The 13,079-nt window shown below is 68.8% G+C and carries 12 protein-coding genes; 2 read left to right on the top strand and 10 right to left on the bottom strand.

What is annotated here, in order from left to right:
• Positions 1-6: 6 nt before the first annotated feature.
• Positions 7-1,395, top strand: coding sequence for a hypothetical protein (locus tag JYK02_RS05780; RefSeq protein WP_347402436.1), 1,389 nt, complete (start codon positions 7-9; stop codon positions 1,393-1,395).
• Positions 1,396-1,408: 13 nt separating this feature from the next.
• Here JYK02_RS05780 and JYK02_RS05775 read toward each other — a convergent pair whose 3' ends face one another.
• The 3 genes from JYK02_RS05775 to JYK02_RS05765 form a co-directional block, all read right to left on the bottom strand.
• Positions 1,409-1,702: a J domain-containing protein gene (locus JYK02_RS05775; RefSeq protein ID WP_207049200.1), complete on the bottom strand. Its 294-nt coding sequence runs from the start codon at positions 1,700-1,702 to the stop codon at positions 1,409-1,411.
• An 82-nt stretch (positions 1,703-1,784) separates the two neighbouring features.
• On the bottom strand, positions 1,785-2,780 hold the full coding sequence (locus tag JYK02_RS05770; RefSeq protein WP_207049197.1) for a peptidoglycan-binding protein: 996 nt from the start codon (positions 2,778-2,780) through the stop codon (positions 1,785-1,787).
• A gap of 169 nt (positions 2,781-2,949) precedes the next feature.
• Positions 2,950-3,276, bottom strand: a complete 327-nt coding sequence (locus JYK02_RS05765) for a hypothetical protein (RefSeq protein ID WP_207049190.1) — start codon at positions 3,274-3,276, stop codon at positions 2,950-2,952.
• 247 nt (positions 3,277-3,523) lie between these two features.
• Here JYK02_RS05765 and JYK02_RS39505 point away from each other — a divergent pair, with 247 nt between their 5' ends.
• The gene (locus JYK02_RS39505) at positions 3,524-4,297 is read left to right on the top strand and encodes a PPC domain-containing protein (protein WP_242588468.1); all 774 of its coding nucleotides are present in this window, start codon (positions 3,524-3,526) and stop codon (positions 4,295-4,297) included.
• Between the two features lie 32 nt (positions 4,298-4,329).
• Here JYK02_RS39505 and JYK02_RS05755 read toward each other — a convergent pair whose 3' ends face one another.
• From JYK02_RS05755 to JYK02_RS05725, 7 genes are all read right to left on the bottom strand, one after another.
• Positions 4,330-5,262, bottom strand: a complete 933-nt coding sequence (locus JYK02_RS05755; protein ID WP_207049188.1) for a PD40 domain-containing protein — start codon at positions 5,260-5,262, stop codon at positions 4,330-4,332.
• A gap of 77 nt (positions 5,263-5,339) precedes the next feature.
• Complete coding sequence (locus JYK02_RS05750) at positions 5,340-6,137, bottom strand: LytR/AlgR family response regulator transcription factor (RefSeq protein WP_207049177.1); 798 nt, start codon at positions 6,135-6,137, stop codon at positions 5,340-5,342.
• The gene (locus JYK02_RS05745) at positions 6,134-7,186 is read right to left on the bottom strand and encodes a sensor histidine kinase (protein ID WP_207049174.1); all 1,053 of its coding nucleotides are present in this window, start codon (positions 7,184-7,186) and stop codon (positions 6,134-6,136) included. The genes JYK02_RS05750 and JYK02_RS05745 overlap by 4 nt, the downstream gene beginning before the upstream one ends.
• A 39-nt stretch (positions 7,187-7,225) precedes the next feature.
• Positions 7,226-8,833 (bottom strand): S8 family peptidase, encoded by a 1,608-nt coding sequence (locus tag JYK02_RS05740; protein WP_207049167.1) that lies wholly within the window; start codon positions 8,831-8,833, stop codon positions 7,226-7,228.
• A 109-nt stretch (positions 8,834-8,942) separates the two neighbouring features.
• The gene (locus tag JYK02_RS05735) at positions 8,943-9,833 is read right to left on the bottom strand and encodes a bile acid:sodium symporter family protein (RefSeq protein WP_207049165.1); all 891 of its coding nucleotides are present in this window, start codon (positions 9,831-9,833) and stop codon (positions 8,943-8,945) included.
• A gap of 57 nt (positions 9,834-9,890) precedes the next feature.
• The gene (locus JYK02_RS05730; protein ID WP_207049163.1) at positions 9,891-11,324 is read right to left on the bottom strand and encodes an aldehyde dehydrogenase family protein; all 1,434 of its coding nucleotides are present in this window, start codon (positions 11,322-11,324) and stop codon (positions 9,891-9,893) included.
• A gap of 33 nt (positions 11,325-11,357) precedes the next feature.
• Positions 11,358-12,989: an acetolactate synthase large subunit gene (locus tag JYK02_RS05725; RefSeq protein ID WP_207049162.1), complete on the bottom strand. Its 1,632-nt coding sequence runs from the start codon at positions 12,987-12,989 to the stop codon at positions 11,358-11,360.
• Between the last annotated feature and the right edge of the window lie 90 nt (positions 12,990-13,079).

Here is a 13,079-nt window from a genome sequence, read left to right as displayed (position 1 = left end):
CACAGCGTGCGGAAGGCTTGGTGGGCGGCACTGACGGCGGGCGCCCTGCTCGTGGGCGGCGGGGCTTGCGGAGGCGACGACGGGCCCTCTGACGGCGACCCGTCGCCGGACGGAGGCACGCAGCCGGACGCGGGGACGCCCCCCGATGCCGGCACGAAGCTCCCCGCCGAGCAGGGCCGGGCGCTCGCGGTGTCCAATGGCGGACTCGTGGTGGTGGGCTCCACCGAGGTGAACCTGGCCACCACGGGCGTGGACCTGCTCGTGCGGCGCTACACCGCTTCCGGTGAGGTGGACACGTCGTTCGGCACGCAGGGCTCCGTGGTGCTCGACTTCGAGGGCCTCGCCAAGGGCCCCATCTCCGACCAGCGCGAGCAGGACGACCGCGCGGACACGGTGGCGGTGCTCCCGGATGGCAGCATCCTCGTCGCGGGCTTCGCTCGGGGCGGCAGCGCTTCGAATTCACGCGACTTCGTGGTGGTGAAGCTCAAGTCCAACGGCCAGCTGGACACCGGCTTCAACAAGACGGGCAAGTCCCGGCTGCACTTCGGCGAGGAGAACAGCGTCAACTTCGTGGGCACGATCCGCAGCCTCCTGCCCCTGGCCGACGGCCGCTTCTACGTCGGCGGTTTCCTGACCAAGTCCGACGGGCTCGACGAGGACTTCGCGCTGATCCGCTACAACGCGGACGGCTCGCTCGACACGACGTTCAAGTCCGCGGGCAGTCCGTCCGGCAGCTGGATTGGCGGCGCGTACACGAACGCCGAGTCCGTGCAGGGCATGGTGCTCCAGGGCTCCAGCGTCGTCCTGGGCGGAGGCGACCACTTCGCGGCCGTGCGCATCACCTCCAATGGCAGCCAGGACCTGACGTTCGGAACGAATGGCCTCGCGAAGAGCGAGGGCGGTCAGGCCCACGCCCTGGTGGCGCGCCCCAGCGGAGGCTTCCTGCTCGCGGGCTCCGAGCAGGACGTGAAGGTCGGCGGCGAAGCACACGGGGTGATCAAGCTCGTGGCGTACACGGCGGACGGCAAGCCGGACGTCACCTTCGGTCCCGCGGGGGTGCGGCAGCTCACCGCGCCGGCGGCCGTGCTCGGCGCGGTGGACGTCAGCGGCCTGCGCATCCAGGCGGATGGGAAGGTCCTGGTCTTCGCGGACGTGTATGCGAAGCCCGTGCTGTTCCGGCTCCAGGCCAACGGCGACCTGGACACGTCCTTCGGCACGGACGGCATGGTGCGCTGGCCGGAGACGCAGGTGCCGGTGCCGCTCTTCGTCCGCGCCACCACCGGCCCCAAGCTGACGGTCCTGGGCGACAAGGCCTTCGTCACGGACGCGAACGTCTACTCGCCTGGGTTCTTCCCAGACGAGGCGCGGGTGCTGTTGAAGAGCACGGGGCTGTAGCCCCTGCCCTGCGTCAGTGCATCCGCACCTTCACGCTCATGCGCCCCCTGGGGATGTTCAGCGTGGACCTGGGCTCGGGGGCCACGGGTGTGATGGGGGCGACGCGGTTCCTGGCGTCGTAGCGCTGGCGCTTCGCCGCGTCGCCCAGCTCGTCGTACGCGGCCTGGATGCGGAGGAAGTGCTCCGTGGATTCAGGCCGGGGGTCCCGGTCCGGGTGGCATTGCTGAACCTGTCGCAGGTACGCGCGCCGGATGTCGCGCGCGTCCGCTGTCGTCGTCACGCCAAGCACCGCGTACAGGTCCACCATGGACCGGAACCTGGAGACGGCGCGTGCGCCCGGCAAAGCGGCCTCGGGGCGCACGCGTTCGTCCAATGCCTCACGTCAGGGTTCAGCCCTTGATCGTGTACTTCACGGTCACGCTGTTGTGGTCCGAGCGGAAGCCGTCGTCGACGTGGGCGCCGTGGCTCTTCAGCGAGCCATTGGGCGTGTGCATCAGGTAGTCGTAGGTGCTGTGACCGTGGGTGCCCACGTTGAGCTTGTTGTCATACTTCACCTGGTTGCCCAGCACCTTGTAGCTGTCCCGGTTGAAATCGCCGCCCACGATGACCGGATAGCCCTTCTTCTCGAAGCGGGCCACCAGGTCGTGCAGCTTGTCCATGTGCTTGTTCCACATGTCCTGGCGCCACTCCTTGTGGGGCTTGTGGCCGCTCCAGGCGCCGCTGACCAGGTGCGTGTTCATCCGGACGATGGTCTGGCCCGTCTCCTTGTTCTTCAGCTTCACCCAGGTGATGTAACGGTGCGGAGAGACCTCCTCCTTGCCGTGATGGGTGCGCAGGAAGCCGGGCTCGCCCTGGAGTTTCCACTCGGACTTCTTCCAGGAGATGGGATTGGGAATGCGCAGGCCGCCGTCGCGGGGCATGTAGTGTCCCCAGCCCGGGCCCAGGTCGCGGATGGCCTTGAAGTAGCGGTCGGGGCTGATCTCGTTCCAGCCGATCAGGCTTCCCTGCGAGGCCGCCCGCTTCACGTCGTGCACCACCGCGGCCTGGTCCATCACCGGGTTGCTCTTCACGTTGATGGTGACGGTGCGGAAGGTGTCGCGGGCGCCCGAGAGCTTCTGCTCGCTGACGTGCCCCTCGTGGGCCGGCCCCAGCTCAAGCCGGCTCCAGACGGCGTTCCCCACCACGCCATCCACGTGCTTGAAGTCGTTCTGGCGCTCGAACTGCTTCACCGCCGCCTGAGTCCGAGTGTCGAAGTGGTCATCCGCCTTGCCCTTCAGCAGGCCGTGCTGGATGAGCTTCTTTTCCAACCGCTTGACGTCGGGACCGCTGGAACCCACGCCCAGGCGGTGCGGATGGGAGGCTTTGGAGTCGGCTTTGATGCGCATGCTCCATTCTCGAACATAGCCGCCAGAATGTTGTGCCGGGTCCTCGGAAAGCGAGAAAGGCGCATAATTACCGCGAGGCCGTACAGCTCAACAGCAGTGACGCCCACGGCCGGAGGTGGAGTCCGTCCGTGAGCGCCCCATTCATCGACTTCGCGGCAGCCGTCAGGCTTTAGAGGTAGCCCCAGCAGGAACCACAATTGCCGCCGCGCGCCGCGCAGTAGCTGTTGCCTGCTTCAGTGCACGCGCCAGCCGCCGGAACACCGATGTCGGACCAATCCGCGTGTGAGCAGCAGCGCACCAGACAGTGAGCCGGAGGCCCACCCCATCCACAGGAGACCTCCTGCTCGGTCTGCCCGAGGTTCTCGCTCGAGGCAGGCGACTCGACGGCGGGAGTGTTCTGACCGTCCATCTCGCCGTCCTCGGGGATGCCCCCACCACAGGCGGCAATCAAGAAGGCAATCGCGGAGACCGACAGCAGCTTGGCAACGACTTTCATGGGTTTTCCTTTCGAGGAACGACATGCGCATCCCCGCGTGTCGCCTCGGACCGCTATCTATGAATCCGGTTGTCCCCCGGTAATTGTGGTTTCCACTTAAAGCCAGCAAGGACCAAAGACCGTGAAGCTGTCGCATTCCAGGCAGTCGCAGGAACTTGACCTGAACGAGGAATCCCGTTGCAGGACTGTGACCCCACCTGGCCCCGTCATTCCCTACCCTGCACGCTCCACTCAACACGGAGCGTCCATGCACCTTCCCCGCGCGGTCTCTGCAGTGGCGTTGGTCTCGCTGTTTGGCATTGGTTGCGGTGAGCCCCTTCCGGGCGCCGAAGGCAAGGCGACGCCGCAAGTGGCCCCGGAGGTGCTGTCGCAGTCGAGCGCCCTCAGCACGACGATCTACAACGGCTACCCGGTCACGGTGTCGGGCGGGCTGGGCTCGGTGCAGACCTTCCATCTGGTGAACCCGGCGCCCGCGGCGAAGCTGAGTGTCACGCTGCGCGGGAGCAGTGGTGACGCGGACCTCTACGTGAAGCGGTACGCCGAGCCCACGTTCTTCGATTACGACTGTCTGAGCGACTCGGTGGGCAGCACGGAGAATTGCGTCTACACCACCGGCGTCGAGGACGATCAGTCGTATTACGTCCTCGTCTATGGCTACGAGCCGTTCTCCAACGTCACGCTGCTCGCGTACTACAGCAACCCCCTGGCGCTCGCGACGCCGGTGACGACGAGCATCAACCAACTGTCGCGCAAGGTCTATGAGGTCGATGTGCCGGCGGGCAAGAAGCGGCTCCAGGTCACGGCCACGCAGTCGTTCAATCAGAGCGGCCAATTCAAGCTCTACGTGCGCCAGGGAAGCGCGCCCGAGGTGCCGAACGCCGTGGACTGCACCACGGACAGCACCACGCTGCCCGCGGTCTGCGCCCTCGTTGACCCCGTGGCGGGCAAGGCCTACGTGATGGTCGAGGGCGTCAGCAACACCGCCTCCCTCAACCTCCGTGTGGACGTGCTCACGAAGTAGCAGTTCTCCGCATCCGGCCCTGTTCCGCGCTGTCAGCGCCAGAGGCAGCGCGTGTCCAGGGTGTAGAAGTCCGAGGGCACGAAGGGATCCCACGTCTGGCGCACGAAGTAGAGGTGTGTCAGGTCGCGGCTCACGAAGGGGTGGAACTCGTCCTTCTCCGTGTTCACCTCGGGCCCCATGTTCACAGCCGGGGTCCAGGTGCCCGCGACGTTGAAGCTCACGTACAGGTCTCCCAAGCCGTAGCCCCCGGGGCGGTTCAGCGAGGCGAAGACGAGGATGCGCCCATCCGGAGACACCCACGGGTTGTACTCCCAGGAGTCAGTGGTGTTCACCGCGGGGCCCAGGTTCTCCGGCGCGGTGTAGTGATTGCCCTGACGCCGCACGCGGTACATCTCGAAGTCCGTCTCGAACGTGCCGCTCGCGAAGTAGACCGTCCCGTCGCGCGTCACGCTGGGGTACAGCTCTTCCCTGTTCGAGTTCACGAGCGGGCCCAGGTGCTCGGGCGTTCCCCAGCCGTTGCGCGTGCGGTGCACGACCCAGAGGTCGGTGTCTGGCTTCTCGGCGCCGCCGTTCACCGGGCGGGTGGAGGAGTAGAAGAGGGACTGCCCATCCGGGGAGAGGAACGGATCCGAGTCCTTGTACGTCCCCGAGAACGACACCACCTCGCCGGGGCCCCAGTGGCCGTTCCTCAGCTGCGTCACGTAGATGGCCTGGTACGGCGGCGTGTCCGAGTCCACGTGGTAGTACGCCGTCTTCCCGTCCGCGGAGATCGCGAGCCGGTACTCCGAGCGCTCCTCCAAGGAGATCTCCCCGGGCGCGAAGAGGCTGCCTCCCGGCTCGCACCGGGGCTGTCCCCAGGACGCGGACTCCGGCGCGAGCTCCTGCGCCCCAGCGGTGCCGGCCGTCGTCACGGCTGAGACGGCGAGGAGGAGGTTCATCGACCACTGCCTGGCGAAACGGTGCATGTGCATCTCCTTTGTTGAAAGCACCGTCGCCCGCCAGCGGCGAAGGGGTCCAAGGAGATGTGACGAACCGTGGAGGGTCAGGGACGAACGGTGGAGGGCAGCTCCAGCGCACGCTGCACCTGCGCGCGGTAGCTGCGGCCCGTGGTCAGCCGGGTGCCGTCCTTCAGGACGAACACGTACTCGCCGGGGGGAAGCGGCTCCACCTCCTCGATGCGGTCCAGCCGCACGATGAACGAGCGGTGCGCGCGCAGGAACTGCCGGGGGTCGAGCTTCTCCTCCAGCGCCGCCATCGTCTCGCGCGTGAGGTGCGACTGCTTCCCCACGTGCACGGCGACGTAGTTCCCCTCCGCCGTCAGGTAGTCGATGTCCTCCACCGGCAGGAAGCGCATGCGCCAGCCCACGCGGGCCACGAGCCGCGTCACGTAGCGCGTGGGCTCGGCGGACGGACGGGCGGCGAGCGATTCGAGCCGCGCGAGCAGCGCCGCGTCCAGGGAAGCCGGCTCGGTCCGCCGCTTGTTCCTCGCGCGCTCCAGGCTGGAGCGGAAGCGCTCCCGGTCGAAGGGCTTGAGCAGGTAGTCGAGCGCGTTGGCCTCGAACGCTTGCACCGCGAAGTCACGGTGGGCCGTGACGAAGATGACCGACGGCGCGGGTTCGGGAGCGAGCGCCCGGAGGACGCCGAAACCGTCCGGCCCTGGCATCTCCACGTCCAGCAGGACGAGGTCTGGGCGTTCTGAGCCGATGGCCGCGATGGCCTCATGACCGTTGCGGCACTCCCCCACCAGTTGCATGTCGGGCGCTTCGGCCAGCAGGTCCTTCAGGCGCTGACGGGCGAGCGGCTCGTCGTCGACGATGAGCACGCGCATGGGGGTGCTCATGGCGTGGGCTCCGTGCGGAAGGGGATGGCCAGGGCCACCGTGGTGCCACCGCCCACGGCGTCCTTCAGCTCCAGCCGGTGGGCCCCGCCATAGTGCTGCGCCAGGCGCTCGCGGGTGATGCGCAGCCCGAGGCCCCCTCCCGTGCCCCGGGAGACTTCCGCCGGGTGCTCCTTGAGGCCGACACCGTCATCGCGGACCTCCAGGTGCAGCTCGGGGCCCTCACGCCGCGCGACCAGCGTCACCGTCCCCGGCTCGGAGCCCGGCGCGATGCCATGCTGGATGGCGTTCTCCACGAGCGGTTGGAGCACCAGGTGGGGGACGCGGGCCGTGAGCGCGTCCGTCGCGATGTCCTGCTTCACCGTGAGCCGGTCCGCGAAGCGCACCCCCTGGATGTCCAGGTATGGCTGCAGCGAGCGCAGCTCCTCCTGGAGCGGCACCTCCTCCGTGCCCGCGGCATCGAGCGTGCCGCGGAGCAGGTCGCTCAGCCGCGCGATCATCCGCTCGCTCCCGTGCGGGTCGCGATGCACGAGCGCGGAGATGGTGTTCAGCGTGTTGAAGAGGAAGTGCGGGTGGAGTTGGGCCTTGAGCGCGTGCAGTTGCGCGCGGGCCAGCTGGGTCTCCCTCAGCCGCAGTTGGTCCGCGTAGTAGACGGCGTGCGCCACACCCAGCACGGTGAGATAGACGAACGGGTTGGAGAGCAGCGCGTGGGTGAGCACGTCCAGGAAGGCGGGACGCTGCGCGTACCAGCCGACCCACGGGTCCAGGGAGAAGATCATCGCCGCGCGGAGGACCGAGACGACGAGCGCGCCCGCCACGTGGAGCGCGATGCGCGAGGCCACGTGCCGCCGCTCCAGCGGGAAGCGCAGCGCGAAGCCAAGGATGGCGAGGGTGAGCGGCACCCAGAGGAGGTGCGCCACCATGGAGGTGAGCAGCGCGTGCCCCCAGCCCATCCCGCCAATGGCGTGGGCCTCGCTCGAGGCCGCAAGGCCGGCCAGCGTCCAGTAGGCGGTTGCGGCCACGCACCACTGCCAGGTTTCGCGACGTGCCATGGTCCGGCACTCTAACCACGGAATTCCGCCTGGCGCTCTTCAGCGGATCGCCGCCAGCAGGCTCGGTGAGAATGGCGGCAGAGGAATCTGAGCCGCTGTCCCGAGCGCGGCACGGCCCCCGCTGACGTCTTCCCGCAGCGCGCGACGGAAGGGGGCGTGGCTGAGTGCCCAGAACCTCAGCTCGCGCCCATATGCCGTGTCGAGCCGCGCCGCCTTCTGTTCGTCGACACCGAGCGTGGTCGCAAGCCTTCTCAGGACGTCGGCCTCCGGGAGGCCGCTGAAAGCGCCTGTCACGGTGTCCAGGTCGCCCTTGGACCTCGCCCTCGTCCCGAGCGGCTCCACGGCCGCCCCGTCCGGCAGCGGGCACTCCAGGCACGTCTTCGCGTTGACGAGCCCGGCGCCCCAGGCGGCCTCGCTCTGGGCCCAGCGCTCACAGGTCGCGCGGAGCACATGGCGGAAGACCTGCGCGAGCGTGGGCCCGCCCTGGTACAGCGAGAGCAACCGGTCACGGCCGTGGTGCGACAGCCAGAGCGCGGCGATCCCCGCGACGGTGGCCGTCGCATGCGAGGTGCCGCTGCTCTGCGCGACCTGGTCGCCGGGCTGCGCCGTCCAGACGTTCTCGCCCGGGCCGGTGGCGTCAACCGCCCTGCCCCAGGCGGAGTGTGCCCAGGGCTCCGAGCTCGCGTTGCACGCGGCCATCGTGACGACCTCGTCGTACGCGCCGGGCCAGACGACGATGGGGCCCGTGTAGTTCCCCGCGGCGGCGATGACGATGATGTTCTCGCCCACCGCCGCCTGGATGGCCCGGTGCAGCCCCGCGTTGGGCAGCCATCCGAGGCTGATGCTGATGACGTGGAACCTCCGGCCGATGGCGAACCAGATGGCGTCGCGCAGCCGCTCCACGCCCACATTGAACAGCACGGGCGCGGGGACGAAGAGCGTGGGCTTCGCGACGCGCAGCGGGATGGTCTCGGCTTTCGGCGCGATGCCATCCACGAACAACCGCGCCCCTTCCTCTCCCGAGGCGTCACCGGGAGGGCTCGAGATGATGCTCGCGGTGCTCAACCCGTGGCCTCCGCCCGCGTTCTCCGTCGTCGAGTCACCGTCGATGAAGTCCCAGCCCAGTTCCGGCCTGAAGTTCGACCCCAGCTCGGGGTGGCGCAGATAGCCGCTGTCCGGATGGCCGATGAGGATGCCCTCGCCCTGGGTCGTGGCGCCGGACAGCCTCCACGCCTCGTCCGCCTTCACGAAGCGCACGCTCCAATCACAGTCGTTCTCGTTGAATGACTCAGGCCCCAGCCTCTTCCTTGCCTCGACCGGGACCGTCGGGCCTTCCACGGGCGGAGCCCCCCGGGCCGCACCCGGTTCCGCGTAGACAGCCTCGAAGGCCGGGTCCGCATCCTTCACGCAGGGGTCCGCCTGGAGGTGGCGTGCCAGCTCCCACGCGCTCGCCGGCTCGACAGGGCCTGGCGGGAGGAGGTCGAACTGGCGTCCGGTGGGCTCGTAAGGCACCGGGCGGACGCTCCACGGTGCCGCCCCGAAGCTCGCGGCCACGGCCTTCTCCAGGTCGGCTGCGCCAAAGCCCTCATTGAGGAGGACGTCGATGGTGCGGAGCTTCGCGGACTCGAACTGCTCGGACGGTGCCATGCGGTGATCCCTCCCAACAGGGTGAGCCCGCACGTGAACAGTGACAGCCCGCGCTCGGCCGGCTGGAAGTGGTCGAACCAGCAGGAGCGCTTGAACCAGCGGTTCCCGATCAAGCTTTGCTACCGACAACCGCGCTTTGACCAGCGTTCCTGGCAACCAGGGCGCCGAAGACTCCGGCGGTGAAGAACATGATGACGCTGTAGATGGCCGCGGGGATGGCCATCACGCCGTCATTGAGCAGCCGGGGACTGGAGGCGATGGCGATGGCGAGCGTGCCGTTGTGGATGCCCACCTCCATCGCGATCGCCACCGCCTGCTTGCGCTCCACACGCAGCAGGACCGGCACCACGAAGCCCACCGCCATGCTGGACAGGTTGAAGGCCAGCGCCGCGAGCCCCACGCTCTGGAAGTACGTGACCAACTGGTCCCGCTCCTTGAGCGTCGCCGCGAGCACCACGAGCACCAGGAACAACGCCGAGATGATTCGCACGGGCCGGTCCAGGCTGTCCGCGAGCGCGGACCGCTTCGCGCGCACCCACATCCCCAGCGAGATGGGCACCAGGACGATGCCGAAGACCTGGACGATCTTCGCGAACTGCAACGGGATGGCGCGCTCCTCCCCCATGAAGTGCGCCAGGGAGAAGTTCACGATGAGCGGCAGCGTGAACAGCGACAGCACGCTGTTGACCGCCGTCAGGCTGACGTTCAGCGCGACATCGCCCTTGGCCAGGTGGCTGAAGAGGTTCGCGGTCGCGCCGCCCGGCGTGGCGGAGAGCAGCATCAAGCCCACGGCGAGCTGCGGAGGCAGCCCGAAGCCGCTCGCGATGGCGTAACAGACGCCAGGCATGAGCAGCGTTTGACAGCCCAGGCCCACCAGCGCCGCGCGCGGAAACAACGCCACGCGGCGGAAGTCCCCGAGGGTGAGGCTCAGCCCGAGGCCAAGCATGATCACCCCCAGGGCGATGGGCAGGAACACCTCGGTGATGGCGCTGCTCTGCATGGCGGACCCCCGGTGAAAGCGCCCACTCTGCCAGAGAAAGCCCGCCAACAGGGAGCCTCACCCCTGACGCAGCACCAGCAGCCGCAGCTCCGTCATGTCCTCAATGGCATACTTCACGCCCTCGCGGCCCAGCCCGGAGCCCTTCACGCCGCCGTAGGGCATCGTGTCGACACGGAAGCTCGGCACGTCACCGACGACGACTCCGCCCACCTCCAGCTCGTCCCAGGCCCGCATCGCGCGGGACAGGTCCTGCGTGAAGAGGCCGGCCTGGAGGCCGTAACGGCTGGCATTCACCCTGCGCAGCGCTTCTTCGAAGTCACGGAACGGCTGGAGCAGCACCACGGGGCCGAAGGCCTCCTCCGCGCACAGCGACGCGTCCTCGGGGACGCCCTCCAGCACCGTGGCCTCCAGCAGCGCGCCGCGCCTCCCTCCTCCGGTCAGCACCCGGGCTCCTCGCGCCACGGCCTCTTGAATCCAGCCCTCCAGCCGCCGCGCCGCGGGCTCGTCGATGAGCGGCCCTAGCGTCGTGGATTCATCCCGGGGGTTGCCCGCTCGCAGGGCCTTCGCCCTCGTCACAAGCCGCTCCCGCAGGCCGTCGAACAGCGACTCGTGCACGAGGACCCGCTGCACCGAGATGCAGCTCTGCCCCGCCTGGAAGAACGCGCCCTGGGCGATGCGGTCCGCGACGAAGTCCAGGCGCTCTGCCTGGTCCGCGTCCACCACGCAGGCCGCGTTGCCCCCCAGCTCCAGCACCACCTTCTTGCGGCCGGCGCGGGCCTTCAAATCCCACCCCACCTTCTCCGAGCCGGTGAACGACAACAGCTTCAACCGGTCGTCCTCGATGAAGGGGCCTACGTCCTCCAGGCGCGTGGGCAGCACCGAGAAGGCGCCTTCCGGCAAGGCCGTCTCCGCGAGCACCTCCGCCATGAGCAGCGCGCTCACCGGCGTGCGGTCCGACGGCTTGAGCACGAAGGGGCAGCCCGCGGCGATGGCGGGCGCCACCTTGTGCGCCACCAGGTTGAGCGGGAAGTTGAACGGTGTGATGAACGAGCACGGTCCCACCGGCACGCGCTGCGTGAAGCCCCGGTAGCCCGCCGTGCGCTGCGACACCTCCAGGTTGAGGACCTCGCCGCCTCCGCGCACCGCCTCCTCCGCGGCTGCCTTGAAGGTCTCGATGAGCCTTGTGACCTCCGCCCGCGCGTCGCGCAGCGGCTTGCCGGCTTCGATGCAGAGGGCGAGCGCGAACTCCTCCGCGCGCTCCTGGAAGCGCCGCACGCAGTGCTCCAGCACCTGCTGCCGGGCATACGGCGCCAGCTTGCGCATGGGCTCCGTCGCGCGCACCGCCGCGGCGATGGCCTCCTCCACGGCCGCCGCGTCGGCAACGGCCACCCGCGTGACGACCTCTCCGGAATACTTGTCGGTGACGGGCAGCTCCGCGTTGGGCTGCCTCGGGCGGTTGGCCACGTAGTACGGGTAGCGCTCAGCCAGCATGGCGTTCCTCTCTTTCACTTGGGTGCTCATGGCTCACGTCTCCACCAGCGTGCCGGCACCGAGCGCCTGCGCGGTGTCTGTGTAATCAATGGGCAGGTCGATGACGTGCACGCCGCCCGACTCCAGGCAGCGGGTGAGCGTGGCGCCGAACTCGGTGGCGCTCGCCGGGCGGTGTCCCCGGGCGCCGTAGGCTTCCGCGTAGCGGACGAAGTCCGGGTTGCCCAACGTCATCCCGAAGTCCGGCAGGCCCTGCTCCTCCTGCTTCCAGCGGATCATCCCGTAGGCGTCGTCGCGCACCACGACCACGGTCAGGTCGAGCTTCAGGCGAACCGCTGTCTCCAGCTCCTGCGAGTTCATCATGAACCCACCGTCACCGCAGACGGCCAGCACCTTGCGCCGGGGGTGGACGAGCTTCGCGGCGATGGCGGACGGCAGGCCCGCGCCCATCGTCGCGAGCGCGTTGTCGAGCAGGAGCGTGTTGGGCCGGCGGCAGCGGTAGTAGCGGGCGAACCACAGCTTGTACATGCCGTTGTCCAGGCACACGACACCGTCGTCCGGCATGGCGCGGCGCACCTCCGCGACCAGCCGCGCGGGATAGATGGGGAAGCGGTCATCCCCCGCGCCGCTCACGAACTGCGCGTCGAGCCCCGCCCGTGAACGCTCGAAGGGCGTGAAGTCCCAGTGCGAGCGCGGGCCGACCCCTTCCGCGATGCGCCACACGGCATTGGCCAGGTCCCCCGTCACCTGCACCTGCGGGAAGTACACGGGGTCGACCTCCGCCGAGGAGAAGTTCAGGTGGATGACCGTGCGGCGGCCGTCGCGCATGACGAACGGGGGCTTCTCGATGACGTCATGGCCCACGTTGAGGATGCAGTCCGAGGCCTCGATGGCGCGGTGGACGAAGTCGCCGTCCGACAGCGCCGCGGTCCCCATCCACAGCGGGTGCGTCTCATCCACCACGCCCTTGCCCATCTGCGTGCTGAAGAAGGGCAGGCCCACGCGGTCCACGAACGCGCGGAGCATCTCGGACGTCAGCTTGCGGTTGGCCCCCGCGCCAATCATCAACATCGGACGGCGGGCCGAGGCCAGCGCCTCCACCGCCTGCGCGATGGCCCCCTCGTCCGCCACGGGCCTTCGCGGCACGCCCGGCGACAGGGGCGCGGCCTCGGTGGACTCGCGCGCCACGTCCTCGGGCAGCTCCAGGTGGGTGGCGCCGGGGCGCTCCTCCTCCGCGCGGCGGAAGGCCTCACGCACCGCCGAGGGGACGTGCTCCGCGGAGACGAGCGTGCGCGTGGACTTGGTGAGCGGCCGCATCATCCCGACGACGTCGACGATCTGGAAGTGCCCCTGCTTGCTCGCCTTGATGGGCTTCTGGCCGGTGAGCATCACCATGGGCATGGCGCCGAGCTGCGCGTACGCGGCGGCGGTGACCAGGTTGGTGGCTCCCGGTCCCAGCGTCGCCAGGCACACGCCCGCGCGTCCGGTGAGCCGGCCTTGCGTCGCGGCCATGAACCCCGCCGCCTGCTCGTGGCGCGTGACGACCAGGCGCATGCCCGCGGCGCGCATGGACTCCAGCAGGTCCAGGTTCTCCTCGCCGGGAAGTCCGTAGATACAGCGGACGCCCTCGGCTTCCAGCGCCTTCACGAACAGATCCGATGCCTTCATGGGTGCCTCTCCTTCGTGGCGAGGAAGATGTACCGGCGGGCATCGATTCGTACATTCGTCTGTTTTCATCAGGCCGATAGATGCTGTCTA

This window comes from Corallococcus macrosporus, assembly GCF_017302985.1.
In the GTDB taxonomy this organism is placed as follows: Bacteria; Myxococcota; Myxococcia; order Myxococcales; family Myxococcaceae; genus Corallococcus; species Corallococcus macrosporus_A.
The sequence above is the reverse complement of the archived record's forward strand: the minus strand, read 5'-3'. Positions and strand labels throughout refer to the sequence as shown.

Coding starts and splice junctions, on each gene's coding strand:
- JYK02_RS05725 (WP_207049162.1), bottom strand. CDS start 12,989: ATGAAGGCATCGGATCTGTTCGTGAAGGCGCTGGAAGCCGAGGGCGTC.
- JYK02_RS39505 (WP_242588468.1), top strand. CDS start 3,524: ATGCACCTTCCCCGCGCGGTCTCTGCAGTGGCGTTGGTCTCGCTGTTT.
- JYK02_RS05745 (WP_207049174.1), bottom strand. CDS start 7,186: ATGGCACGTCGCGAAACCTGGCAGTGGTGCGTGGCCGCAACCGCCTAC.
- JYK02_RS05755 (WP_207049188.1), bottom strand. CDS start 5,262: ATGCACCGTTTCGCCAGGCAGTGGTCGATGAACCTCCTCCTCGCCGTC.
- JYK02_RS05775 (WP_207049200.1), bottom strand. CDS start 1,702: ATGGTGGACCTGTACGCGGTGCTTGGCGTGACGACGACAGCGGACGCG.
- JYK02_RS05750 (WP_207049177.1), bottom strand. CDS start 6,137: ATGAGCACCCCCATGCGCGTGCTCATCGTCGACGACGAGCCGCTCGCC.
- JYK02_RS05735 (WP_207049165.1), bottom strand. CDS start 9,833: ATGCAGAGCAGCGCCATCACCGAGGTGTTCCTGCCCATCGCCCTGGGG.
- JYK02_RS05730 (WP_207049163.1), bottom strand. CDS start 11,324: ATGCTGGCTGAGCGCTACCCGTACTACGTGGCCAACCGCCCGAGGCAG.
- JYK02_RS05770 (WP_207049197.1), bottom strand. CDS start 2,780: ATGCGCATCAAAGCCGACTCCAAAGCCTCCCATCCGCACCGCCTGGGC.
- JYK02_RS05765 (WP_207049190.1), bottom strand. CDS start 3,276: ATGAAAGTCGTTGCCAAGCTGCTGTCGGTCTCCGCGATTGCCTTCTTG.
- JYK02_RS05740 (WP_207049167.1), bottom strand. CDS start 8,833: ATGGCACCGTCCGAGCAGTTCGAGTCCGCGAAGCTCCGCACCATCGAC.